The organism is Vibrio hyugaensis (genome assembly GCF_002906655.1).
GTDB lineage: Bacteria > Pseudomonadota > Gammaproteobacteria > Enterobacterales > Vibrionaceae > Vibrio > Vibrio hyugaensis.
The window spans coordinates 1,173,040-1,196,561 of record NZ_CP025794.1; the positions used below are offsets into that span (position 1 = coordinate 1,173,040).

At 45.8% G+C, this 23,522-nt stretch carries 17 protein-coding genes, 6 tRNA genes and 2 pseudogenes; 13 read left to right on the plus strand and 12 right to left on the minus strand.

The genetic code is table 11. The annotated features are described in order from the left end of the window. Nucleotides 1–64: 64 nt before the first annotated feature. Both vmeF and C1S74_RS05955 read right to left on the minus strand, forming a co-directional pair. Nucleotides 65–3,178: a multidrug efflux RND transporter permease subunit VmeF gene (vmeF, locus tag C1S74_RS05950; protein ID WP_045403549.1), complete on the minus strand. Its 3,114-nt coding sequence runs from the start codon at nt 3,176–3,178 to the stop codon at nt 65–67. Continuing rightward, nucleotides 3,178–4,266 carry an efflux RND transporter periplasmic adaptor subunit gene (locus C1S74_RS05955; protein ID WP_045403545.1) on the minus strand — a complete coding sequence of 363 codons (1,089 nt, stop codon included), beginning with the start codon at nt 4,264–4,266 and terminating at the stop codon, nt 3,178–3,180. Before C1S74_RS05955 ends, vmeF begins: the two co-directional genes overlap by 1 nt. Nucleotides 4,267–4,548: 282 nt before the next feature. Between C1S74_RS05955 and C1S74_RS05960 the strand changes: the two genes are divergently transcribed. From C1S74_RS05960 to C1S74_RS05985, 6 genes are all read left to right on the plus strand, one after another. Continuing rightward, nucleotides 4,549–4,633: transfer RNA gene (locus C1S74_RS05960), tRNA-Tyr, on the plus strand. A gap of 85 nt (nt 4,634–4,718) precedes the next feature. Then, a tRNA-Tyr gene (locus tag C1S74_RS05965) sits at nt 4,719–4,803 on the plus strand. 84 nt (nt 4,804–4,887) lie between these two features. Next, nucleotides 4,888–4,972 (plus strand) — tRNA-Tyr (locus C1S74_RS05970). A gap of 85 nt (nt 4,973–5,057) precedes the next feature. After that, a tRNA-Tyr gene (locus C1S74_RS05975) sits at nt 5,058–5,142 on the plus strand. 84 nt (nt 5,143–5,226) lie between these two features. Beyond that, nucleotides 5,227–5,311: transfer RNA gene (locus tag C1S74_RS05980), tRNA-Tyr, on the plus strand. Nucleotides 5,312–5,395: 84 nt separating this feature from the next. Then, nucleotides 5,396–5,480 (plus strand) — tRNA-Tyr (locus C1S74_RS05985). A 397-nt stretch (nt 5,481–5,877) separates the two neighbouring features. Here the strand turns inward: C1S74_RS05985 and C1S74_RS05990 are convergent. Then, a complete protein-coding gene (locus tag C1S74_RS05990) occupies nt 5,878–6,750 on the minus strand; it encodes a Tim44 domain-containing protein (RefSeq protein ID WP_045403735.1) in 873 nt (290 codons plus the stop codon). A gap of 255 nt (nt 6,751–7,005) precedes the next feature. Between C1S74_RS05990 and C1S74_RS05995 the strand changes: the two genes are divergently transcribed. The 3 genes from C1S74_RS05995 to C1S74_RS06005 all read left to right on the plus strand — a co-directional run bounded on the left by C1S74_RS05995 (nt 7,006) and on the right by C1S74_RS06005 (nt 10,550). Then, the gene (locus tag C1S74_RS05995; protein ID WP_045403733.1) at nt 7,006–7,596 is read left to right on the plus strand and encodes a TetR/AcrR family transcriptional regulator; all 591 of its coding nucleotides are present in this window, start codon (nt 7,006–7,008) and stop codon (nt 7,594–7,596) included. A gap of 13 nt (nt 7,597–7,609) precedes the next feature. Further along, nucleotides 7,610–9,484 (plus strand): MFS transporter, encoded by a 1,875-nt coding sequence (locus C1S74_RS06000; protein ID WP_045403731.1) that lies wholly within the window; start codon nt 7,610–7,612, stop codon nt 9,482–9,484. Nucleotides 9,485–9,617: 133 nt separating this feature from the next. After that, nucleotides 9,618–10,550 (plus strand): YeiH family protein, encoded by a 933-nt coding sequence (locus C1S74_RS06005; RefSeq protein ID WP_095760217.1) that lies wholly within the window; start codon nt 9,618–9,620, stop codon nt 10,548–10,550. 3 nt (nt 10,551–10,553) lie between these two features. Here C1S74_RS06005 and C1S74_RS06010 read toward each other — a convergent pair whose 3' ends face one another. Both C1S74_RS06010 and C1S74_RS06015 read right to left on the minus strand, forming a co-directional pair. Further along, entirely contained in the window at nt 10,554–10,736 is a 183-nt protein-coding gene (locus C1S74_RS06010) for a hypothetical protein (RefSeq protein WP_038865532.1), read from the minus strand. A 96-nt stretch (nt 10,737–10,832) separates the two neighbouring features. After that, a pseudogene (locus C1S74_RS06015) lies at nt 10,833–11,119 on the minus strand (transcriptional regulator); the annotation flags it as partial. On the opposite strand from C1S74_RS06015, the pseudogene C1S74_RS06020 reads away from it, so the two are divergent. Beyond that, a pseudogene (locus C1S74_RS06020) lies at nt 11,109–12,134 on the plus strand (PTS transporter subunit EIIC); the annotation flags it as partial. The pseudogenes C1S74_RS06015 and C1S74_RS06020 sit on opposite strands and share 11 nt — an antisense overlap. Before the next feature lie 50 nt (nt 12,135–12,184). Here the strand turns inward: C1S74_RS06020 and menE are convergent. From menE to C1S74_RS06050, 6 genes are all read right to left on the minus strand, one after another. Continuing rightward, nucleotides 12,185–13,615 carry an o-succinylbenzoate--CoA ligase gene (gene menE, locus C1S74_RS06025; RefSeq protein ID WP_045403729.1) on the minus strand — a complete coding sequence of 477 codons (1,431 nt, stop codon included), beginning with the start codon at nt 13,613–13,615 and terminating at the stop codon, nt 12,185–12,187. After that, nucleotides 13,600–14,589, minus strand: coding sequence for an o-succinylbenzoate synthase (menC, locus tag C1S74_RS06030; RefSeq protein ID WP_045403727.1), 990 nt, complete (start codon nt 14,587–14,589; stop codon nt 13,600–13,602). Before menC ends, menE begins: the two co-directional genes overlap by 16 nt. A 130-nt stretch (nt 14,590–14,719) precedes the next feature. Continuing rightward, nucleotides 14,720–15,586: a 1,4-dihydroxy-2-naphthoyl-CoA synthase gene (gene menB, locus C1S74_RS06035; RefSeq protein WP_042604634.1), complete on the minus strand. Its 867-nt coding sequence runs from the start codon at nt 15,584–15,586 to the stop codon at nt 14,720–14,722. Between the two features lie 26 nt (nt 15,587–15,612). Beyond that, nucleotides 15,613–16,407, minus strand: coding sequence for a 2-succinyl-6-hydroxy-2,4-cyclohexadiene-1-carboxylate synthase (menH, locus tag C1S74_RS06040; RefSeq protein WP_045403725.1), 795 nt, complete (start codon nt 16,405–16,407; stop codon nt 15,613–15,615). Beyond that, nucleotides 16,394–18,112 (minus strand): 2-succinyl-5-enolpyruvyl-6-hydroxy-3-cyclohexene-1-carboxylic-acid synthase, encoded by a 1,719-nt coding sequence (gene menD / locus C1S74_RS06045; RefSeq protein ID WP_045403724.1) that lies wholly within the window; start codon nt 18,110–18,112, stop codon nt 16,394–16,396. The genes menH and menD overlap by 14 nt, the downstream gene beginning before the upstream one ends. Continuing rightward, nucleotides 18,109–19,416: an isochorismate synthase gene (locus C1S74_RS06050; protein WP_045403722.1), complete on the minus strand. Its 1,308-nt coding sequence runs from the start codon at nt 19,414–19,416 to the stop codon at nt 18,109–18,111. The genes menD and C1S74_RS06050 overlap by 4 nt, the downstream gene beginning before the upstream one ends. Before the next feature lie 217 nt (nt 19,417–19,633). Here C1S74_RS06050 and C1S74_RS06055 point away from each other — a divergent pair, with 217 nt between their 5' ends. From C1S74_RS06055 to C1S74_RS06065, 3 genes are all read left to right on the plus strand, one after another. Next, nucleotides 19,634–20,848 carry a pyridoxal phosphate-dependent aminotransferase gene (locus tag C1S74_RS06055; protein ID WP_005437583.1) on the plus strand — a complete coding sequence of 405 codons (1,215 nt, stop codon included), beginning with the start codon at nt 19,634–19,636 and terminating at the stop codon, nt 20,846–20,848. 114 nt (nt 20,849–20,962) lie between these two features. Continuing rightward, complete coding sequence (yfbR, locus tag C1S74_RS06060; RefSeq protein ID WP_038865545.1) at nt 20,963–21,547, plus strand: 5'-deoxynucleotidase; 585 nt, start codon at nt 20,963–20,965, stop codon at nt 21,545–21,547. 3 nt (nt 21,548–21,550) lie between these two features. Beyond that, nucleotides 21,551–22,885 carry an anti-phage deoxyguanosine triphosphatase gene (locus C1S74_RS06065; RefSeq protein ID WP_045403721.1) on the plus strand — a complete coding sequence of 445 codons (1,335 nt, stop codon included), beginning with the start codon at nt 21,551–21,553 and terminating at the stop codon, nt 22,883–22,885. A gap of 19 nt (nt 22,886–22,904) precedes the next feature. Here the strand turns inward: C1S74_RS06065 and C1S74_RS06070 are convergent, their stop codons facing one another. Next, nucleotides 22,905–23,522 (minus strand): tRNA-uridine aminocarboxypropyltransferase, encoded by a 618-nt coding sequence (locus C1S74_RS06070; protein ID WP_045403720.1) that lies wholly within the window; start codon nt 23,520–23,522, stop codon nt 22,905–22,907.

Consider the following 23,522-nt stretch of genomic DNA (forward strand, 5'->3'; position numbering starts at 1 on the left):
ACCCAAAATTGGAGACAAAGAAAAGCCGAGGTCATTGCCTCGGCTTTTGTGTTTTAGAGTTTGGTTAAGGGTGCGCGATACGTCCCTTCGTATCATGGCTAAGCGCTTTATTCAGCTCAGCTTCAACATAACCAGGGGAACGCGTCTTCGCAGAGATCAATCGATACATCGCAGGGATAACAAACAGTGTAACTAACGTCGCAAACCCCATACCGAAGAAGATAACGGTACCGACGGCCACACGGCTTTCATAACCTGCTCCTGTTGACATGATCAAAGGAATAGCACCAGCTAGCGTCGTAAATGCCGTCATCATGATAGGACGCAGACGGCGAGCTGCCGCATCAGTGATCGCTTTTTCAAACTCGATACCACGGTCACGTAGCTGGTTAGCAAACTCAACGATCAAAATACCGTTTTTGGTTACCATACCGATCAACATAATCATGCCGATTTGGCTGTAGATGTTCATTCCTTGACTCATGACGACCAACCCAAGGAAGCCACCAAATACGCCCATAGGCACGGTGAACATTACCACCAGTGGGTTGACGAAGCTTTCAAACTGCGCTGCCAATACTAGGTATGCAACAAGTAATGCCAAGGCAAATACAACGGCAACACTGGCTTGGTTTTCTTTAAAGTCTTTCGACTCACCAGAGTAACTGACCGAAATATCACCCGGCAGGTTATCAATCGCTTCTTGATCTAAGAAATCTAGCGCCTCACCTAGGGTGTAACCTTCCGATAGGTTAGCAGTAATGGTGATCGACTTCTGTTTGTTGTAGTGGGACAGACGAATTGATGCCGCCACTTCTTCGACTTTAGTAACCGTATCTAGGGTCACTAGCTCACCGCTGTTGGTGCGTAAGTAAATCTGGCTCAAATCAGCAGCATTGTTGAAGCTGTTTTCATCACCACGTAAATACACATCGTATTCTTCACCGCGATCAACGTACGTGGTCTCACTCTTACCACCTAGCATGATCTCTAAGGTATCCGAGATATCTTGAACACTGACACCAAGTTCTGCGGCACGACGTTTATCAACAGACACCAACAGCTCAGGCGTTTTCTCAGAGTAATCGATCTCCGCACCTTCCATCATTGGAGATTCTTCGGCTTTGTTCTTGAGCATTTCCGCCCAGACCAATAGTTCATCATAATCCGAACCACCAAGAACAAATTGAACCGGTTCACTCGAGCCACCACGGAAGCCTGGCATGAATGGGAACACACGAACGTCAGGTATCCCCCCTAATGACTTACGAACTTGGTTGAGCGCTTCTTGCGCCGTCACATCACGCTCATTCCAGTCTTCTAAAATCATGATAACGAAGCCCGTTTGGTCACCGGCTTGACCACCAAATGCTGGAGTTTGAATGCTGAATGACTTCAGGAAACCTTCACCCAACATTGGCATTAGACGATCTTCTACAATGTCCATGTTCGCAGACATACGGTTGTAGGAGGTCGCATCCGCACCGCGAACAAAAGCAAAGATGACCCCACGGTCTTCTTGTGGCGTTAGCTGCGCTGGCACTTGATTCATCAAGAAGTAACTGCCGCCCATACACGCCAAGATAACTACTGGAGCAGCCCAACGTACTTTTAGTGCGCCTTTCAGGGCATTGCGGTAACCAGACTCCAGCTTGGCAAACAACTTATCTACCGCTTGGTTGAAACGATTTGGCTTCACGTTTGCTTTTAGGATCTGGCTTCCTAATACTGGCGTTAGAGTCAGAGCGATCAAAGATGAGAAGATCACAGACATTGCCAGTAAGACTGAGAACTCGGTAAACAGCAAACCAACCATGCCATCCATGAACGAAATCGGCAGGAATACCATCACCAGAACCAAGGTGGTAGCAACAACAGCAAACCCTACTTCACGGGTTCCTTTATATGCCGCCAATAAAGGAGATTCACCTCGTTCAATATGGTGGAAGATGTTCTCTACCACTACGATGGCATCATCCACAACCAGACCAATAGACAGAATCAAAGCCATCAAGGTAATCAGGTTGATTGAGAAGCCAAAGTAATAAGCCGCAATGAATGAAGAAATCAGAGAAACCGGTACGGTTACCGCTGGAATAAGTGTGGCACGAGCCTGACCAATAAAGATGTACAGCACTAAGATTACGAGGCCACCTGTAATAAATAGTGTGCTATAAACCTCTTCAATTGAACGTTCGATAAAAACAGTCGCATCGTAGTCGATCGCAAGACGAGTACCATCTGGCAAGAATTGCTGGATTTCATCCACTTCTGAGCGCACGGACTTCGCCACTTCTAACGGGTTAGCATCTGATTGCGGAATCACACCCAAGCTTATGTTAACGATACCATCACTTTTAAAGGTCGAGTTTTCGTTTTCAGCACCGATGAACACGTCCGCAACGTCTTTTAGATAAATAGGTGTGTTATCGCTCGCTCGCTTAACGACCAAGTATTGAAAGTCTTCTGGTGTATTGTATGTACGCGCAGTACGAACAGACATCACGGTTGAATCGTTACGGACTTCACCACCCGGACTTTCTAAGTTCTCACTACGTAATGCAGCCGTGATATCAGAAGCCGTCACCGAGCGGCCAGCCATCAGGTCTGGCTTGAGCTTCACATACATTACCTTGTACAGACCACCCGAAAGGTCGATCGAGCTCACACCCGAGATCAAACTGAAGCGGTCCATCAACACACGCTCAGCGTAGTCGGTTAGCTGGGTACGATCCATCTCTGAAGAACTGAGGTTGATATATAACGAGGCTTCACCAGAACCATTGTTCTTGTAAACAACGGGATCGTCAGCTTCATCAGGCAAGGAGCGTTGAGCACGAGCTACCGCATCACGAACATCACTCACACCGGTATTTAAGTCATAACCTAACTCAAAAGTAATGGTGATACGTGACATGCTGTTGCGCGTCGTCGAGCTAATTTCATCAATGCCACTAATACCAGAAAGCTGATCTTCCAACACAGACGTTATCTGGCTTTCAATAATGGTGGCAGAAGCCCCTTCGTAACGCGTGCTAATCGAAACCACAGGGCTTTCGATATCTGGCATTTCACGCACTGCAAGCTTAGTAAACGACACAAAGCCGAATACACACAGCAGCATACTCAATACCAGTGCAGCGACGGGGCGCTTTACGGAAACGTCAGAGAGTAACATTAATTCGCTTCCTTAGCCGCTTTGCCTTTTGCATCTGGAGCATTCACGGTCTTCGATTGAGTTGGCGCAACAATTTCTGTTACTTCAACACCATCACGCATGTTTACGATACCTTGAACGACAATCTTATCGCCGATTTCGACGCCCGATTCGATCACCACTTCATTATCAACACGCGCACCAAGGAAGACTTCCTGACGCATTGCTTTGTTGTCTTCATCAATCACGTATACAAAACGCTTAGTACCTGAGTATTCCAGAGCTTGAACCGGAATGATTGGCGCTTCAATAGCCGGGAATACCAAAGAGGCATTCATTAACATGCCTGGCTTTAGGTGATTTTCTGGGTTATCAAACTCGATACGAACACGCAAGTTGAGGGTTTCAGCACTGATTCGAGTATCAATACCTGTAACCTTGCCGACAAATTCTTGATTGTTCCAAGCACTGGTTGTGGCATGCACTTCCATACCGACCGACAACATAGATAAGTAACGCTCCGGAACTTGAAGGTCCAACTCCATAACCGAAAGATCATCCAGAGTCAGTAACTCTGTGCCCGCACTGACCATCTTACCTTTACTAAAATCGATGAAACCTACTGTACCGGCAAAAGGCGCACTGATATGGAGATCCGCTAAGTTGGCTTTGGCTGCATCTAGGCGCGCTTCTGCAATTTCAACACTCGCCTTTTGCCCATCAATTTCAGTTTGAGTAATCGCGTTACGTTTTACCAAACGCTGAAACTCTTTTAACTTACGCTGCTCATCTTTTAGGTATGCTTTTGCCTCTATTAATGCAGCTTGTGCTTTATCATCATTAAGTTGAATCAAAAGCTGGTTTTGCTGAACGTTTTGATTGGCGTTAACGGCGATTTGTTTCACCTTGCCAGAAACCTCAGACGCAACAACCACAGACTTGGCTGATTCTAATTTGCCGATCAGTGACAAAGATTGGTTAATTTCATGCGTTTCTACTTGCTCAGTTACCACCGTAACTGTTGATGGACCACGTTTGGCAGCAAAAGCTGCTGGTGAAACCATTAAAATAGAAAGCGTTAAAACAGATAAAGTGGCTCTCATACTCATAATCTTGACTATTAATCGAATAAACTTATGTCATTAAACTGAATACAGTTTATCAGTAGATACGTCTACTAACGTCAAGTAGTGTAAATTCAAGTAAAAAGTAGGTTTTCCTTTTGTATAAACGACATACAAAACGCTGACTTTCTACCATCTTTGCCCAAAAAGGCAGCATTCAACGTAAAAACGTAAGAAAAACGCTTTACAGCCGGAGCGAGTTTGCTATGATGCGCTCCGCACTTGAGAGATGTGTTGGGAAAACAAACTTAAGTATAAAAATACCCTGGAGGGGTTCCCGAGTGGCCAAAGGGAGCAGACTGTAAATCTGCCGGCACTGCCTTCGATGGTTCGAATCCGTCCCCCTCCACCATATTCTTTCTTATGTTTTTCCTTTAAACGTGAGAACAACTTGGAAGCTAGGTTGGGAAACTAACTTTTAAGTATAAAAACACCCTGGAGGGGTTCCCGAGTGGCCAAAGGGAGCAGACTGTAAATCTGCCGGCACTGCCTTCGATGGTTCGAATCCGTCCCCCTCCACCATATTCTTTCTTATGTTTTTCTTTTAAACGTGAGAACAACTTGGAAGCTAGGTTGGGAAACTAATTTTCAAGTATAAAACACCCTGGAGGGGTTCCCGAGTGGCCAAAGGGAGCAGACTGTAAATCTGCCGGCACTGCCTTCGATGGTTCGAATCCGTCCCCCTCCACCATATTCTTTCTTATGTTTTTCCTTTAAACGTGAGAACAACTTGGAAGCTAGGTTGGGAAACTAACTTTTAAGTATAAAAACACCCTGGAGGGGTTCCCGAGTGGCCAAAGGGAGCAGACTGTAAATCTGCCGGCACTGCCTTCGATGGTTCGAATCCGTCCCCCTCCACCATATTCTTTCTTATGTTTTTCCTTTAAACATGAGAACAACTTGGAAGCTAGGTTGGGAAACTAACTTTCAAGTATAAAACACCCTGGAGGGGTTCCCGAGTGGCCAAAGGGAGCAGACTGTAAATCTGCCGGCACTGCCTTCGATGGTTCGAATCCGTCCCCCTCCACCATATTCTTTCTTGTGTTTTTCCTTTAAACATAAGAACAACTTGAAAAGCGTGTTGGGAAAACACTTTTTAAGTATAAAACACCCTGGAGGGGTTCCCGAGTGGCCAAAGGGAGCAGACTGTAAATCTGCCGGCACTGCCTTCGATGGTTCGAATCCGTCCCCCTCCACCATATTGAAAAAGCCAGCTCATTGAGCTGGCTTTTTTCGTTCTATAGCTATAGCTTTTCAATGGCTTACCTAACTATTTGGCTAAATCTAGCCTCACTCAACGCGCGATTCTTAGTGATCTTTCGTTAAGTAGTACGACACCTAGGTACTTTTAACTAGCTCTGCTTGAGAGCGAATCCAAGTGTTAGTTGGTTTATTTAGGTCAATGGAATCAAGCCATTGATCATCTCCGTTAGCTTTATCTTCACCATTCCTTACTGTGCGACTCATCGAACCCTATTAAAGTCGACTTCAACCACTCGTCCTGTCTCGATAGATTTAGAGTCTCTGATCTTCAGGCATAAAAAATCCCGCACGAAAGCGGGATTTTATTAAGACTAAATTGAATACTTAAGATAATTAACCTTGAATACCGACGATCAACCACGGTGCATTTGGCACAGTTAGGTCACGCTCTAGGTGCCAGATATCTTCGATTTCTTCTTCGACACCTTCTTCAGCATCACGGTAACGACCACTGAACTGTAAGCTGAGCTGTGCCTTACTTGCATCATAATCTGCACGAACAATTTCAGCATCAACGTACATCACATCTGTGTGCTGCTCACCATCTAACTTCGCACGTTCTGCTTTCAAGTCTTCAAACAGGCTTGCCGAAACGTATTCTTCAATCGTGTGCAGCTGATTGTGGTTCCAAGCACCTTGCAGAATTCGGTAATGCTCACGAGAGCCATTAATGAACGCTGCTTGGTCAAAGCCCGGTGGGTAGTTGTGCGGAATATCAGTTTGGGAGCCGAAACCACCAAAGCCGCCAGCATTTGTGTTTGGTTGTTGTTCAAAATTCTGCATGTTTGGCTGCTCGAACTTCGTGTTGTTACCACCAAAGGCTGGCTGCTGACGATGCTGATTCATACTGCCCTGCTTAGCACCAAGCATGCCTCGCATCAGTTTGAAGATAACGAATGCGATCAAACCAATGATTAGGATATCCATAAACTGGATACCTTCAAACGCACCACCAAAGAATGCTGCCAGAAGACCACCAGCAAGAAGACCACCAAGTAAGCCGCCCATCAAACCTTTTTTGCTTGATGATTTAGCACCTTGTTCTTTACCAATGGTGTTTGTGTTTTGTTGCTGCTGTTTAGGAGCAGGCGCGGTTTTGTAACTCTTACCAAAAGACTTACCACCACCAAATTTCTTCGCTTCTGCGATAGGCGTTACGGCAACAGTAAACATCAGTAGGGCGACAATCGAAAATAAACGTTTCATCGTTATCCTTAAAATTGACGATATGTACTTAATCATGCTGATTGATGATGAAGCAAACAAGCATCCATATCAGTAGCACGCTAAATATGAGATGTGACCATCATACTCCGTCAGATACAACAATGAAACATTCCATAATAGAAGACATGTATCAGAATATTGCCAAGCAATAGGTTTCTGACTGGTTTGTGTTATTGACGGTGATTCAGTAGCTGTCTATCATATTGAACGTTGTTCAATAAGTAGTTTTAGATTATGGCGCGCAGAAACGATCACACCAGAGAAGAGTTAGTCAACTTGACCCTTACTACGGTCAAAGACTTTTTAGACGAAAACTCTTACCACGAGCTCAGTCTTCGTAAGATTGCTAACATGATTGGTTACGTGCCAAGCACTTTAGTAAACATTTTCGGCAACTATAACTTGTTGCTTTTACACGCGGTTGCTCAAACGTTAGATGAGCTACAACAAAATGCAGTGAAAGCGACCAAGAACAGTAAAGATGCCCACCAGGCCTTATTTGAACTGGCTTATTGTTATCACGATTTCGCGCAAAAACACCCACATCGTTGGCAGTTAGTTTTTGAGCACAATATGAATGGCGCAGAACTTCCTGAATGGCATGCAAAACGCATCGACGGTATGACTGGCATGCTAGAATCCTTGCTTGCTCAAATCGCACCGCACCGTACTGAGTCTGAAGTACTTCAAGCGAGTCGCGTATTGTGGTCCGGTGTACATGGAATCACGCTACTAAGCGTTGATGATAAGTTTTTCTCTAGTGAACCTATTGATGGTAAAGAGCTTATTGATAACCTGATTTCAAACTATCTGATCAGCTGGTAATAAAGGATTATTCATGTCATCAGACAGCCAGTCGTCCTTGCTTAGGCAACGAAAGTTCCTTCCCTATTTTATTACCCAGTTTTTTGGTGCTTTCAACGACAATATCTTCAAAAATGTGCTGTTGCTGTTTGTCGCCTTTGCGGGGTCTAGTGCACTGCCCGTTTCTAGCAACTTATTTATCAACTTAGCTGCTGGCTTGTTCATCCTCCCGTTCTTTCTATTTTCCGCATCAGCAGGGGTGCTGGCCGATAAGTATGAAAAATCTTGGTTTATCCGTAAGGTAAAACTGTTCGAGATTGGCATAATGTTGCTTGGGGCTGTAGGTTTCATTACCGAGAGCTACGGTATTTTACTCCTACTGTTATTCCTGATGGGCACGCAGTCAGCATTCTTCGGCCCAGTCAAATATGCATTGCTACCACAACAACTTAACGAGAAAGAACTCGTTCCGGGCAATGCACTAGTAGAAGCTGGTACCTTTATTGCTATTTTGATCGGTACACTAGGCGCAGGGCTGATTGCTTCCGCAGATAACGCTAAATACCTTGCTGCATTTTGTGTGGTTATCTTTGCCCTTCTTGGCTACTTATCAAGCCGTTCAATTCCCTTTGCTTCCGCTAGCGCTCCCGATATTCAATTTAAATGGCAGCCATACAAACAAACCAAACACACGCTTTCTATTGCCAAGTCTGACCGCATCGTCTTCCAATGCATCATGGCAATCAGCTGGTTCTGGTTCTTAGGCGCGGCTTACCTCACCCAGTTCCCTAATTTCACGAAAGAGTATTTGAATGGTACAGAGAGCGCGGTTTCATTTCTGTTAGCTTTGTTCTCGGTCGGTATTGCTGTTGGCTCAATGGCCTGTAACTGGCTCTCAAACCACAGAATTGAAGTAGGAATCGTACCGATTGGTGCTCTAGGTATCACCATATTCGGCTTCTTGATGGCGACATCTATTCCTACAGACTTACCTCGATTTCATACCTTTGTTGAGTTTGTAAGCTTCGACGCTTTTTGGCCGCTGTTCTTCTATCTACTAATGATCGGAATCTCTGGCGGCTTGTTCATCGTACCGCTGTACGCGCTTATGCAACACAGAGCAAAAGAGACAGAGCGAGCACAAGTCATTGCGGGGCTAAACATCTTTAACTCGTTGTTTATGGTGGGTAGCGCAATATTGGGTATCGTCTGCCTAAGCGTGCTTGAAATGACCATCCCTCAATTGTTCGCTCTATTGGCTGTTTTAAATTTCTTAGTTGCGGCATACATTTTCCTGCAAATCCCAATTTTCGTTGTGCGCTTTGCTATGTGGGTAGTCACTCACACGATTTACCGCGTAAAACACAAGAATTTGCACCACCTTCCTGAGCATGGTGGTGCATTAATCGTATGTAATCATGTGAGTTATATGGACTCGCTACTATTAAGTGCGGTTTGCCCACGCTTGATTCGCTTTGTGATGGAAGAAGATTACGCCAACCTTCCACCTCTACGACGTTTTCTTCGCCGAGCTGGCGTGATTCCGATCTCGGCCAGCAATCGCACTTCTATTCGTCGTGCATTCAGTGATGTTGAGGCGGCACTAAGTGAGGGGCATATTGTGTGTATTTTCCCTGAAGGTCGTTTGACATCAGATGGTGAGATGAACGAGTTTATGCGCGGTATAGACATCATCCTTCGTCGTAGCCCTGTTCCAGTGATACCAATGGCGTTGAAAGGCTTATGGGGCAGCTACTTCAGTCGCGCAAAAGGCCGAGCATGTAAGGGCTTACCAACGCGTTTCTGGTCTAGACTGGAAATCGAAGCTGGTGCACCTGTCGATCCAAAACATGCCACAGCACAAGCTATGTTTGAGAAAGTAAAAGCACTTCGCGGCGACTGGCGCTAAACTCAAACAGAACAATTCTTAATTTTTGAACATGCGTTTAGCTTTTCTGAACGCACGTTCAATTCATTAAGACTTTCTGACCATAGGCGTTACGATATACTCTGCGCTTTAACTCACTACAACGAAGACACCCTTGAATACAAAGAATATCCCCTTTGGATTGGCACTGCTGTTTTGTTTAACCCCTTTTGTGTCCTCTCCTATCGCGCTTGTGATCGGTTTTCTTTTGGCGAGTTTTAGCCTAGTACCGACAGAGCTTCCTATTGCTTCATTTACCAAGAAGCTGCTTTCTTATTCCATTATTGGTTTGGGCTTTGGGATTCACTTTGACCAAGCTCTCGCGGTCACGTCTGATGGAATAGGTCTAATCATCGCGACCATCCTTGGCACACTTGTGATCGGCATGATGATTGCCAAAGCAATAAAACTTGAACGCACAACGGCATATTTGATTGCTTCTGGTACTGCCATTTGTGGTGGTAGTGCGATTGCTGCTGTCGCTCCAGCGATCAAAGCAAAGGACGAACAAATCGGTCTTGCACTTGCCACGGTTTTCGTTCTGAACTCACTGGCGCTGTTTATCTTCCCTGTAATTGGTCACGCTATTGGTTTGGATCAGCATACGTTCGGAACGTGGGCTGCGATTGCAATTCACGATACCTCTTCCGTTGTGGGTGCGGCATCTGCTTACGGTGAAGAAGCATTGACTACCGCAACCACATTGAAGCTTGCTCGCGCATTGTGGATCATTCCTGTCGCACTGATCAGTGCCGTGATCTTTTCTCGTGGAAACGGTAAAGAAGGTAAAAGCAAGTTAGTAATTCCTTACTTCATTTTCTGGTACTGCGCTGCTATTGCATTCAGCGACTTCTTCCCGCAATTTGAAGTGGTGTATCAAGGCATCTTTGCTATTGCTAAGCAAGCGCTTGTGGTGTGTCTGTTCTTGATTGGTTGCAGTATTTCAGTATCGAAGCTGAAGTCGGCAGGGGCAAAACCATTATTGTTTGGTGTCACACTGTGGGTGCTGATTTCTACAACATCACTCGGTTGGCTACTGCTGAGCTAAACCTTAATTAACTTTCTGTGGCTGGGTGAGCTCTGCTTTTTTCGCGCTCTGGTTTTTGTGTACCAACACTAAAGCTATCGCGACCAGAAAGGCGGTTAGCTCAGCCAATGAGCGCGTTAGTCCCTCAGTGCTCATCGCAAGGCCAATTTGTAGCAACACCGCTGCCACCAAAGCTAATTTGATCATCCTGAACCTTATTCTTTATTTCTTAATCTTTAAGCATAATTATGATTCAGAGTTATAAGGATTCGAAATTCCCTTTTCGACTAATTCATTGCTAAATCAACTAAGTTGGCTCTCCACCCATGAAATGAAAGTCTTCACTTTAGGGCGGTGCTCATATCCAGATGGACAGATCATATCCTAATTGAGTGTCCATCGCCGGGTAAGGGCTAACGAGCTCCCCCTATCTAAACGAATCTATATCGCCCCATCGCCACACCAACGTTGTTTCTTGCCGCTAACACCGCCATATCTCGATGGCTAACACAGTAGAAGTGTTGGAATGCATCTACCTCCAACGACATGTGTGAAACCCAACGTTGCCAAACATCAGAACCTAAGGCATTAGCGTTCTTCAGTGGAAAACGCCTAGTTCCGATCCTAACTTCTATTGCTGGTATGGCATTGGCCTTCGTTCTGCTTTACGTTTGGCCTGTGATTTACGATGCACTGATCATTTTCGGCACTAAGTTGGAAGCAATGGGCGCTGTCGGTGCCGGTCTTTTTGGTTTCTTCAACCGCCTGATGCTGACCATCGGCATGCACCATGCGCTTTACCCAGTGTTCTGGTTTGATGTAGTTGGGATTAATGACATTCCAAACTTCCTCGGTGGTGCACAATCTATTGCGAATGGCACTGGGGTTGTTGGCCAAACTGGTATGTACCAAGCAGGCTTCTTCCCTATCATGATGTTTGGCCTGCCGGGCGCTGCGCTTGCGATGTACCACTGCGCAGATAAAGAGAACAAAAACAAAGTATTTTCTATCATGCTTGCCGCTGCAATGGCGTCTTTCTTCACAGGCATCACCGAACCACTAGAGTTCAGCTTTATGTTCCTAGCGCCTGTGCTTTACCTAATCCACGCAGTACTAACGGGCATTTCTATGTACATTGCTGCAAGCATGCAATGGATGGCAGGCTTCGGTTTCTCCGCTGGGTTCGTAGACTTTGTGCTTTCAAGCCAAAATCCACTAGCAACCAAATGGTACATGTTGATCCCACAAGGTTTAGCGTTCTTCGCTCTGTACTACACGATATTCCGCTTCGCGATCGTTAAGTTCAACCTGCGCACTCCGGGTCGTGGCGAAGACATGGAGAAGGAAGTAACAGAAAACGTTGGTGAACTTGCAAAAGATTACATTGCCGCTATCGGTGGTGCAGATAACATCCTAGAGGTAGACAACTGTATTACCCGCCTACGCTTAACCGTAAAAGATTCCTCACTGGCTGACGAAGCAAAACTAAAACAGCTCGGCGCAGCAGGTGTAGTTTGTATTGGTAAAGGTGGCCTGCAAGTCATCATCGGCCTAGGTAAAGTAGATAAAGTAGCGGAGCAAATGAAAGTCGCCCTCGCTAACTAAAGAATTGTGGTGACTCACCATCACCACATCCCCCTGAAGTGCAATAACGCTTAGTCACCGTTTTGCACTTCATTTTTTAACCAGTCTTTTACCGCTTTGCGCGATACTTTAATTCCTCCAGCCAATAAGGTTTGAGGCATTACATAATACGCGACCGGCCATTTGAATTTTTCTAGCTTAGTTTGCAGGTGTTGCTCGTATTGAGCATTGTCCAATAATGAATCCGTCTGCATCACTGCTACTGGTCGATGTCCAAATTCCACATCTTCTACCGGTACAACGATACTCTGCGAAACACTCTCTATTTGGTTCAGTGTCGCTTCTATCTCTTCACAATGAACGTTTTCTCCACCAGAGATAAATTGGTTATCTGCTCGACCAATGATCTTGAGTTCATCCCCTTGCCATTCACCTAAGTCTTTGCTGTCGAACCAACCACTTTCATTCAGGAAAGAAGTAATATTACCTTGATGAAAATAGCCTGCTGCCAGCGTCTTGCCGCCGATATAAATACGTTGTTCCACCAGCTTAATATCGCGGTTTTGCAACAGATGCCCCGCATTGCTGATGCTATCGATTCGCTTAGCTGTTACGGTAGACGCAGCTTCTGTCATGCCATAACCTAACCAAGTTTCAATGCCTTGCTTTGTTGCTCGCAGTGCCAACTCATGGGCAACATGACTGCCGCCGAGTAAGACATGCGTGAGAGACAATTCGACTTGTTCATCCAGTAAACGCTTAAGCTGCGTCGCAACGAGAGAGGCATGAGAGACACCAAGAATATCATCAGCAAGATTCCCGTTTCCTACTTTGAGCGTTGCGCCTGCAAACAACCAACGATAAACGATCGCAAGGCCAGATACATGGTAGAGCGGCAGTGACAACAACCAAGTATTTCGTTGAGTAAATCGAAACTCCTCTAACAAACCTTGTGCTGAAGCAAAGTGCTGTAGATGGTTGTGAGCTACTGCTTTGGGCGTTCCCGTTGAACCGGAAGTAAATACGATAGTAGCGAGTACATCACGCGCATAGCCGTCAGTTGGAGTAACGACATCCGCGTTTATCATGTTCTGAATGGAAATAAACGTCGCATCGAGTTGTGACAACTGACGCCCTGAATAAGCATTCGCTAGGCTATCAGCAAACCAAACAAAACGTTGTTGATGAGTTTTGTAAAGTGTCTTGAGCTTGCCATGCAATGCGTCCAAAGGCTGCGGCATCGTCAACGCTACAATAGCGCCCAATTGCTGGGCAGCAAGGGAAAGCAACAATGCATCGACTTGATTCTTGCCGACTAAAGTCAAGACATCACCATTTGCCAGTCCCTGCTGCTGCAAATAATGCGCATATCGGTCAACGCGAGATGCTAATTGCTGCCAATTTATAGACTCTTTGGTTGTTTCCAGCGCAATAGAAAAAGGGCTCATTTGAGCCCAATATTTCCATGGTGCAATCGCAATCGTCTCTATGCTGAATGCCACACTAACTCCTGCTCTGATAGCGGAATAATTGGAAGTTCACATTTAGGCCACCCCTGTTCCAATTGCGCTTTGTACAAGCCAATTGTATCCAAGCCAGGGATTTCATTCGGCAGTTGCCATTGAGCTAAACGTGCTAACTGGTTCAGACCCAAGCTGGATTCAATACTTGAGCTTATCACAGCTTTGATACCCAGAGTTTTAGCCTTCTCAATCAGCTTAATACAAAACTCAACCGAGCCGATCAACGTTGGCTTAATAATGATGGTCTTCACACCGGTAAGATCTTCTAGGCAGAAGTCTTCACGACGAACCGCATCCTGTAGCGTTTCATCCCACGCGATAGCAATCCCCGTATTGATAGCAAACGACAGACTGTCACCCGGAGAGCGGCATGGTTCTTCCAAGAAGGTGATACGCTGACGCAGTGATGGGGCAATGTACTTAGCAAACTGCTGCGCTTTTTCTGGCGTCCAAGCACGGTTTGCATCAAGGCGAAGTGTCAGCTGCGGTATCGACTCAAGAAATAAGTTCACTAGCATACCGTCGCGAATCGGTTCGTATAGACCCACTTTTACCTTCGCAACTTTCTCGCCTTCCATTTCGTTCAGTTTAGGAATCAGCTCATCAGGGTCACCATTACACAGGGGCGCAGCTTGATACTGCCCTTGTGCCGGTAGACCGCCTTCTAGCTCAAGTTGAGCCATCGATAAGCCAAACGCCACAGACGGATACATGTGGTTGTAATCCACGGGTAAATCCGCTACCCAACGCTCCGCTTGAGCTTGCAGTTGAACACCCGCTTCCTCAGTGCCTTCAAGGCTAAAGCCCGTTAAAGGTGCAACTTCACCAAGACCAATTTTGTCGCCGTCAGTTAATTCAAGAATGAAGCCAACACGCTCAGTCAGTTTGTTGTCACGTAATATAACGCCACTGTCCATTGGTAGAGAGTAACGATAAATCTTCGCTTTACGCATAATTCGAATCCTATGTAATATCATATATTCTGAACTTTTTAGCGAGATAACCCGCTAGCCTCCCAGAGGGCGAGGCGCTCAGGACGAAAAACGAAACAGAGGAGCACAAAGGCTCCTCTTTCTTTACGGATTATGGGTTACGAGGGAACTTGTCGAAGTCTGGGCGACGTTTCTCGTTGAATGCGTTGCGGCCTTCTTGGCCTTCATCTGTCATGTAGAACATCATGGTTGCGTTACCAGCCAGTTCTTGCAAGCCAGCTTGACCATCACAGTCCGCGTTCAATGCGGCTTTCAAGCAACGCAATGCCATTGGGCTGTGCTGTAGAACTTCACGACACCAACGAACGGTTTCTTTCTCTAAGTCTTCTAGTGGTACAACCGTGTTTACTAGACCCATGTCTACCGCTTCTTGAGCGTTGTAGAAACGACATAGGAACCAGATTTCGCGAGCTTTCTTCTGACCTACGATACGAGCCATGTAAGACGCGCCCCAACCGCCATCAAAAGAGCCCACCTTAGGACCAGTTTGACCAAATTGTGCATTCTCCGCCGCAATCGTCAGGTCACACATCATGTGCAACACGTGACCACCACCGACAGCCCAACCTGCGACCGATGCGATCACTGGTTTTGGACAAGTACGAATATCGCGTTGGAAGTCTAATACGTTTAGGTGGTGCGTACCTTGGTCGTCTTTGTAGCCGCCGTAGTCGCCACGGATCTTCTGGTCACCGCCAGAACAGAACGCATCTTCACCTAGACCTGTCAGGATGATCACACCAACAGTCGAGTCATAACGCGCATCTGCCAGTGCATCAATCATCTCTTTTACAGTTTGAGGACGGAAAGCATTACGTACCTGTGGACGTGCAATGGTAATTTTCGCGATACCATCAACAGACTTGTGATAGTGGATATCCTCGTATTTCTCGCTGCAATCTTTCCATTGAACCGGAGCGTAAAGTTCTTCTTCAGAAATGCCTACTGTTTTAGCCATGGTGATTCCCATTGTTCTCGTTGCTCTCACTGAAAGTGAGAATGAATTATTTGATTAATCTGTATCGCAAACTTCTGGGGTTGCTCTTGATGAGCGTTATGCCCTGCTCCCTCAATTTGTCGATATGCCAACCCGCTCATTTCTGCCAGTTGACTGAATTTTTTGTCTTTAGCACCGCACACGTAATACAGCGGAACCGCTTGTTGTTGCAGTGCTGGTAGCAAATAACCTTGCTTAGCCAAAGAAGTCGCAAGCAACATATCTGCGACTGACGAGCCAAGATTAGCACTTCGTTTTGTCACCAAGGTTTGTCTTTGCTCATGGTTTAGTGAAGAAAAGACCAACTGTTGGTACCAATCGTTCAAAACACAAGCAAGAGGCTCAATTTTGAAACGCTTTGCCCAGCGAGTGTCATTCTTTAATCTGGCCTGCTTATCTGACTCGTTTTGTAGACCGAAGCTTCCTCCTTCAACAATGGCACCACAAATATTGAGATCTGAAAAACACTGGTGCGCAAGGCCATGCATAGCAATGCGTCCACCCATTGAGTAACCAATCAAAATAAGCGGTTGTTGTGAAGGAAATAGTAAAGATAGTGTGGAATTGAGCAATTTGCAGCAATCATCTAGATCACTGCAAAAAATAGATTGGCTTTGACCATGACCAGGAAGGTCAATCGTCACACGTTCGAATTGAGGTAACGCGTTTGAGCATAGATGCCAATCCGCTCCGCTACCTAACAAGCCATGCAAAAACACCAGAGTAGGCAAAGTGCTACCTTGGTGCTTTTCCGTTGCTGGAAAGTGCTCAGAATAGAGCATGCAAATTCTTATTGAACGATTTTAAATGCTCAACAGCTTGGTTAGACGGCGTTTGCACTTCAATCACCAATGCGCCTTGCCCTGAAGCAAAATGCTCAGAAACCATAGATTGGTATTCTGCTAATGAGCTTGGTTGACGATACTCTAAACCAAACTGCTTCGCGGCGTGCTCAAAGTCGTAACCATGAGGCATTTGGTAGAACGACTCACGATGTTCCTGCGGCACCGGCAGCAAATCAAAAATCGCGCCGCCATCATTGTTCGTAATCACCAACACGGACGGTAACTTACTGTGCGTAAACAACGCCAGTGAGTTCAACCCATACAATGCCGACGTATCGCCAATGAACATCAACATAGGATTGTTGCGTGCACGTTGAACACCACTTGCGGTAGCAAACAAGCCATCAATGCCTGAAGCACCACGGTTGGTAAACACTTCAGTATTGTCGAGCTTACCAAACATATCAATTAAGCGAACAAACAAGCTGTTACCCACAAACAGGTCAACACCTTTTGCGCGTTCTGCAACGTCAATGGCTAATGCAATCTCGCTTAGCTCACTCTTAGGATCAGAAACGAACAAACCTTTTGCATGCTGAGTCACTTGCTTAATGTCAGTCGCAAGGTCGTCTGCCCAACCAGTATATTCCGATTCAAACTCTGTGGTACGTTCTACCCAAGAGCTCGGTTGTTCAGCCCAATGCCATTGTGGCAAGTGGCTTTGATTATCACGGTCTAAACGTGGAGAAACATACCAGTATTGAATATCTCTACCATGTTGGCTACGCGAAACATGTTTATCGAGCCAATGGTTAAAACGCTTGGAGATGATTCGGCTACCAAATTGAACCACTAAATCACAGCTATCTAACTGGCTCGCCAATCTTGGATGCTGCAACCACATATCAAAATGGGCCCAATCCGAACTCACACCACTTTGAGGGTCAGCCAAAACAGGCCACCCCATTTGCTCAGCAAACGAACGTGCAGCCTGTGCTTGTGCTAAAGGCAAACTCCCAATGACCACGATACCTTTGTTGTCACCACAACTTGGAATCGCACTATTCGTTTTCGGGTTGAATCGTTGACAATAAGTCACGCGACTTTCTTTCCAACCAGCAACCGTATCGAGGTAATCTTGGTGAGTACTTTTTTCTACGTTTGAGTATAACGGCTCAGGGAAGGCACAGTTGATGTGTACCGCACTGCCTTTTAGCCGCTGCGTGAACATCACTTCGTCCACAGAGGTCAAAAGCCAGTTGAGTGGCGTAGACAATGTCGGGCTTGGCAAATTCAGACTGTCAGAAACATGCTGTGAGAAAATACCAAGTTGATTGATGGCTTGATTTGCACCACACCCTACCAACTCGACTGGTCTATCGGCAGTCAATACCACCAGCTTTTCACCAGTGAGTTTTGCCTCTGCAATAGCGGGCAACAGATTGGCGACGGCAGTACCAGAGGTCACGATCAATGCCACAGGCTCTCTACTGGCTTTTGCTAGTCCTAACGCCATAAAGCCCAAACCACGCTCATCAAAGTGCGTGTGAATGGTAAAATTTGGATTATCCGCCGCCTCCACCGTTAAAGGGGTGGAGCGAGAACCTGGTGCAATACAGATATGATTTACACCAAAGCGGTTTAATTCTGTCAGGATGGTTTCAGACCAAATTCGATTTAAAACAGCTTGATCAGCATTCATGATGCAACCCCAAGCGGTGGGTGGTCTGAAATAAGAGAAAGTAACGTTGACATTTTTTTATCTAACTCGGCCCATTCATGCTCTGCAATGGAACCTGGAACAATACCCGCGCCAGCAAACAGTTGAACTTGTTCTTCAAGGATCAACGCACTTCTGATTGCGACACAAAACTCTGCACGCTCATGGCTGATATAACCCATGGAGCCTGCATACCAGCCGCGTGCAAACGGCTCATTATCTAAAATAAACTGCATCGACTCTTTACGGGGCAACCCAGCAACAGCGGCTGTCGGCTGTAAAGCAGAGAGTAACTGAACACCATTAATGCCCGTTTTAAGATCCGCATGGATATTACGCTTTAAATGCTGCACTTTTCTCAGGCGAACCAAACGAGGATCAGTTTCAACTTCAACGCTTTCTGAGTGGGGTGAAAGACGTTCAATAATGTCGTCCACCACATACTGGTTCTCATTGAGGTTCTTAGAATCTTGAGATAGCCAGTTCGCCAATTCCATATCTTGAGTCGCATTCTCGCCACGGCCTATCGTACCGGCTAATGCTTCTGTATGTAGTTCGTGTCCGATACGCGAATACAAACGCTCTGGTGTGGATCCCATAAAGCTGTGTTTACTGTCTAAGCTCAACAGAAAATGAAAACTATGATGGTTGTAGAGGTAGCTCGCTTTCAATAGCTGCGCAGCAGAAAGTGTCGAATCTAAATGAACAGTCGATTTGCGAGCCAACACCACTTTTTTAAACTCGTCATTGTCGATACCAGTGAGCACCTTCTCTACCAAATCATTCCATTGTGGCTCCGTCGGAGCGTGATCAATCGAACGGATATGAGAAGAGATTGGCGCTAAGCTAGGCACATCAGAGACCAGCTTTTTCAAGCCTGCTAATGTACGAGTTTTATCTTCTGCGATATTCACCGCAAGTGACCATTGCTGGTCAAACCGAATCAACTCAATTTGCGGAAGAAAAAAGAAGGATGGCATACAGCGACGATTTTTCTCGTGCTGACCATCAAATGAACGACCGCCCCATACGCGTTGGCCTTCACCAAGGATCGTATAGGCAGGTCCAGGCTCGACAAAGGAGTGGAGTTGGCCTAGAGCAACAACTTCTTCACGAGTATCACGGGACTGCCAGTAAAACTTGGGAAAAAGTGGTTGTGCTTCAAGCCAGTCTATAAACGCGAAATTGGGTTTCTCGCTGAGTGGCTCGATTAAACGTGTTTGATTGCCTTCCGTTTGCTGAACTCGCTCGATAATTCTATTTACGGCTTGATGGAACTGTGACAAATCAACCTCGAAACGTGTGAGGATAAAGGATAACTGACGGCTACTCTAAGTTTAGACCCAAAGCAAATCAAGGTCGTATACGATCTTTTGCAAATTCCTGTGATACCAACAGAACAAAACTTAATCACCAAACGGATAATTTACAGATTTTTATTCTAATAAAAAACAAATTATTGTATTTTAATAAAGAAATTAACGATTTTTTAGGAATTAAACAATGCAAAATATCGGGATGTCGTCAAAACTCGACAATGTCTGCTACGACATTAGGGGTCCTGTACTCAAACATGCTAAACGCATGGAGGAAGAGGGGCATAAAATCCTAAAGCTAAACATTGGTAACCCCGCCCCATTTGGTTTTGACGCCCCTGATGAGATTCTAGTAGATGTCATTCGCAATCTGCCAACTTCTCAAGGCTATTGTGATTCCAAAGGCATTTATTCGGCGCGTAAAGCTGTCGTGCAGCACTATCAGCGCAAAGGCATCCGATCGTTAGATGTTGAAGATGTATACGTTGGTAACGGTGTATCAGAGCTGATCGTGATGGCGATGCAAGCGTTACTGAACAATGGCGACGAAATGCTGATCCCTGCGCCAGACTACCCGCTTTGGACGGCATCTGTTGCTTTGTCTGGCGGTAAACCTGTGCATTATATCTGTGATGAAGGGGCAGACTGGTACCCAGATCTTGAAGACATCAAAAAGAAAATCACGCCAAAAACCCGTGGTATTGTTCTTATCAACCCGAACAACCCAACAGGTGCGGTATACAGTCGTGATTTCCTACTAGAAGTTATCGAGATTGCGCGCCAACACAACCTGATCATCTTCGCTGATGAAATCTACGATAAAGTCCTTTACGACGGCGCGACACACACCTCGGTTGCAACGCTAACAGAAGATGTGTTGGTGATGACGTTCAACGGCCTTTCAAAAGCGTATCGCGTTTGTGGTTTCCGTGGCGGTTGGATGTTCCTAACGGGTCCTAAACATCTAGCACAAGGTTACATCAATGGCTTAGAACTGCTCTCTTCGATGCGTTTATGTGCCAACGTACCAATGCAACATGCGATTCAAACCGCATTGGGTGGCTACCAGAGTATTAATGAGCTGATCTTGCCGGGTGGTCGTTTGCTTGAGCAACGTAACCGAGCTTACGAACTGATCAACCAGATCCCTGGTGTTTCGTGTGTGAAGCCGAAAGGTGCGATGTATCTGTTCCCGAAAATCGACACCAAAATGTACAACATTAAGAATGACCAACAAATGGTGCTCGACTTCTTGAAACAAGAAAAAGTACTTCTGGTACAAGGTTCTGGCTTTAACTGGCCGAAACCGGATCACTTCCGTATTGTTACACTGCCGCACGTAGAAGATCTCGAAACCGCGATTGGCCGCTTTGAGCGTTTCCTATCAACGTATAGCCAGTAGTAATTACTGCTGATCTCTCATATGCTTAGAGGAGCTCCCAGTGAGCTCCTTTTTCGTATCAAATACCAATGTCACTTACGAACGGTTTGTGGGATCGGTACATAGGAGAGTGCAATGAAAGAAAGCCATTTTTTCGCCCACTTGGCCCGAATGAAACTCATCCAACGCTGGCCACTGATGCGCTCGGTCTCGCCAGAAAATGTCTCTGAACACAGCTTACAAGTTGCCTTCGTAGCGCATGCCCTAGCATTAATTAAAAACAAAAAATTCGGCGGCACACTAAACCCTGAACGTATCGCTATACTCGCCATGTACCATGATTCGAGTGAAGTACTCACTGGTGATCTACCGACCCCCGTCAAGTACTACAACCCTGAAATTTCTAAAGAATATAAGAAGATTGAAGCAGCGGCAGAACAAAAGCTGCTCTCGATGTTACCTGAAGAGTTTCAAGATGATTTCGCCCCCTACTTGCTTTCGCATTCCGCTCATGAAGAGGACGCTAAAATCGTTAAGCAAGCAGATTCTATCTGTGCGTACCTTAAATGCTTGGAAGAACTCAGTGCAGGTAATCACGAATTTGCCTTGGCAAAGAAACGCTTAGATATCACATTGCAAGAACGCAAAACACCGGAAATGGAATACTTCCTTCATACCTTTGCCCCAAGTTTTGAATTATCGCTGGATGAAATTAGCTAGTTGATGGAGAGAAATGTGTCATTTGAATTAAACGCTTTATGGCAAGAACGCCATGATGATGAACATAAAATCCGCCGCGATGACCATCGTAGCCCGTATCAACGTGATCGTGCACGCATTCTGCACTCTGCAGCATTTCGACGCTTACAAGCGAAGACCCAAGTGCATGGCAACAGCTTGGAAGATTTTCACCGAACTCGACTCACCCACTCTCTAGAAGCAGCGCAGCTTGGTACAGGTATTGTTGCCCAACTAAAAAAGAAGCAACCTGAATTTCGAGATCTACTGCCATCTGACAGCTTGATCGATTCATTGTGTCTCGCACACGACATTGGTCATCCCCCTTATGGGCATGGTGGTGAAGTCGCCTTAAACTACATGATGCGTGATCACGGCGGCTTTGAAGGCAATGCTCAAACCTTCCGTATCGTCACCAAGCTTGAACCTTATACCGAGCACTTCGGCATGAACCTATCACGTCGCGCTTTACTCGGTTTAATAAAGTACCCAGCTCTGCTTAGTCAAACGCGCTCCACACGCCTACCGGCCCCGGTTGAGCATCAACGCAAACTCAAAGCCAAAGATTGGAGCCCTGCCAAAGGCATTTATGATTGCGATAAGGATTTATTCGATTGGGTCATTGCGCCACTGACCGAAAACGACAAAGCTCTATTAAGCCAAATGCGTTGCCGCCCTGAATCAGACTTGGAGCACTGTAAAACTCGGTTTAAGTCTTTGGACTGCTCAATCATGGAGCTAGCGGACGACATCGCCTATGGCGTACATGATTTAGAAGATGCCATTGTGCTTGGTATGGTAACTCGACAGCAGTGGCAAGAAGGAGCAGCAAGCCAGCTTGCAGATTGCGGAGACCCTTGGTTTGAAGAACACATCGGTTCCATCGGTCAAATGTTGTTTAGTGGTAAACATCATCGACGTAAAGACGCGATTGGTGGCATGGTTAACGCCCTATTGACGAGTATCTCAATCAAAGTAGTTGATGAGCCATTCAATAACCACTTACTGGCTTGGAACGCCTGTTTTGAACCTCATATGGCAAAAGCACTAGAAGTATTGAAACACTTCGTGAGCCAATATGTGATTCAAATTCATCAAGTACAGATTGTTGAATACAAAGGCCAGCAAATCATCATGGATTTATTTGAAGCGCTCAGTGCAGATCCTGAACGCTTGCTACCCAAACACACTCAAGAACTTTGGAAAGAAGCAATGGATGAGAGTGAAAAAATGCGCGTCATTGCAGATTACATCTCAGCGATGACCGACGGCCATGCACAGAAGCTGCACCGTCAGTTGTTTTCTTCAATTGTCTTATAGAGAATGCTCTATAGATTCGCTACTCACCTTTCAGATAGTTCTTCTCAAATACGCCCGGAGGCATCTGGGCGATTTGAAATTCAATCATCTTCTCAAAAGCAATCAACAAAGGAGTAAGATCCTTGCTAGGTTGAAGTAACGAGAGCGCATGAAACCCCGCTTCTACCGTCGACAAGCTGTTATCAGAAGGCGCTTTACGAATCGTATAATGACCTTGTAAGTCTTCCGGTAGTTTAACCGTCGGGATAGCATGAAGGTTTGTCGACAGTTGCCACATCTTGTAGGCTTTCTTCCAAGTACCGTCGAGTAAGATTAAACGTGTTTTCTTATCGGGCACTTCTGCAACCGTCGCCAATTCAGAAAGGCACAACGATTGCTCTGAAGGGTAAAGAATGAAATGTTGGTAGGTTTCATCTTCAAGCAACGCATTCAAGGCCGCACTGTCAGAAAAGTCTTCTCCAATCAGGCAAGTACATTGATTTAGGCTCAAATTGAGAATCCGTGCCGTACCAAGAGGACGATGTTCTTCACTCGTATGCTGAAGAATGATAAGTTCAACCTCGCTTGCTAGCGGTACAATCCATTGGCAAATACAGGCTTTGCGCGATTTTCCACACTGAGAACAATAACGAGACAT

Bases quoted from the DNA above. Each gene is read 5' to 3' on its own strand.
- vmeF (WP_045403549.1), bottom strand. From the start codon at position 3,178: ATGTTACTCTCTGACGTTTCCGTAAAGCGCCCCGTCGCTGCACTGGTA.
- C1S74_RS05955 (WP_045403545.1), bottom strand. From the start codon at position 4,266: ATGAGTATGAGAGCCACTTTATCTGTTTTAACGCTTTCTATTTTAATG.
- C1S74_RS05990 (WP_045403735.1), bottom strand. From the start codon at position 6,750: ATGAAACGTTTATTTTCGATTGTCGCCCTACTGATGTTTACTGTTGCC.
- C1S74_RS05995 (WP_045403733.1), top strand. From the start codon at position 7,006: ATGGCGCGCAGAAACGATCACACCAGAGAAGAGTTAGTCAACTTGACC.
- C1S74_RS06000 (WP_045403731.1), top strand. From the start codon at position 7,610: ATGTCATCAGACAGCCAGTCGTCCTTGCTTAGGCAACGAAAGTTCCTT.
- C1S74_RS06010 (WP_038865532.1), bottom strand. From the start codon at position 10,736: ATGATCAAATTAGCTTTGGTGGCAGCGGTGTTGCTACAAATTGGCCTT.
- menC (WP_045403727.1), bottom strand. From the start codon at position 14,589: ATGCGTAAAGCGAAGATTTATCGTTACTCTCTACCAATGGACAGTGGC.
- menB (WP_042604634.1), bottom strand. From the start codon at position 15,586: ATGGCTAAAACAGTAGGCATTTCTGAAGAAGAACTTTACGCTCCGGTT.
- menH (WP_045403725.1), bottom strand. From the start codon at position 16,407: ATGCTCTATTCTGAGCACTTTCCAGCAACGGAAAAGCACCAAGGTAGC.
- menD (WP_045403724.1), bottom strand. From the start codon at position 18,112: ATGAATGCTGATCAAGCTGTTTTAAATCGAATTTGGTCTGAAACCATC.
- C1S74_RS06055 (WP_005437583.1), top strand. From the start codon at position 19,634: ATGCAAAATATCGGGATGTCGTCAAAACTCGACAATGTCTGCTACGAC.
- yfbR (WP_038865545.1), top strand. From the start codon at position 20,963: ATGAAAGAAAGCCATTTTTTCGCCCACTTGGCCCGAATGAAACTCATC.
- C1S74_RS06065 (WP_045403721.1), top strand. From the start codon at position 21,551: ATGGAGAGAAATGTGTCATTTGAATTAAACGCTTTATGGCAAGAACGC.
- C1S74_RS06070 (WP_045403720.1), bottom strand. From the start codon at position 23,522: ATGTCTCGTTATTGTTCTCAGTGTGGAAAATCGCGCAAAGCCTGTATT.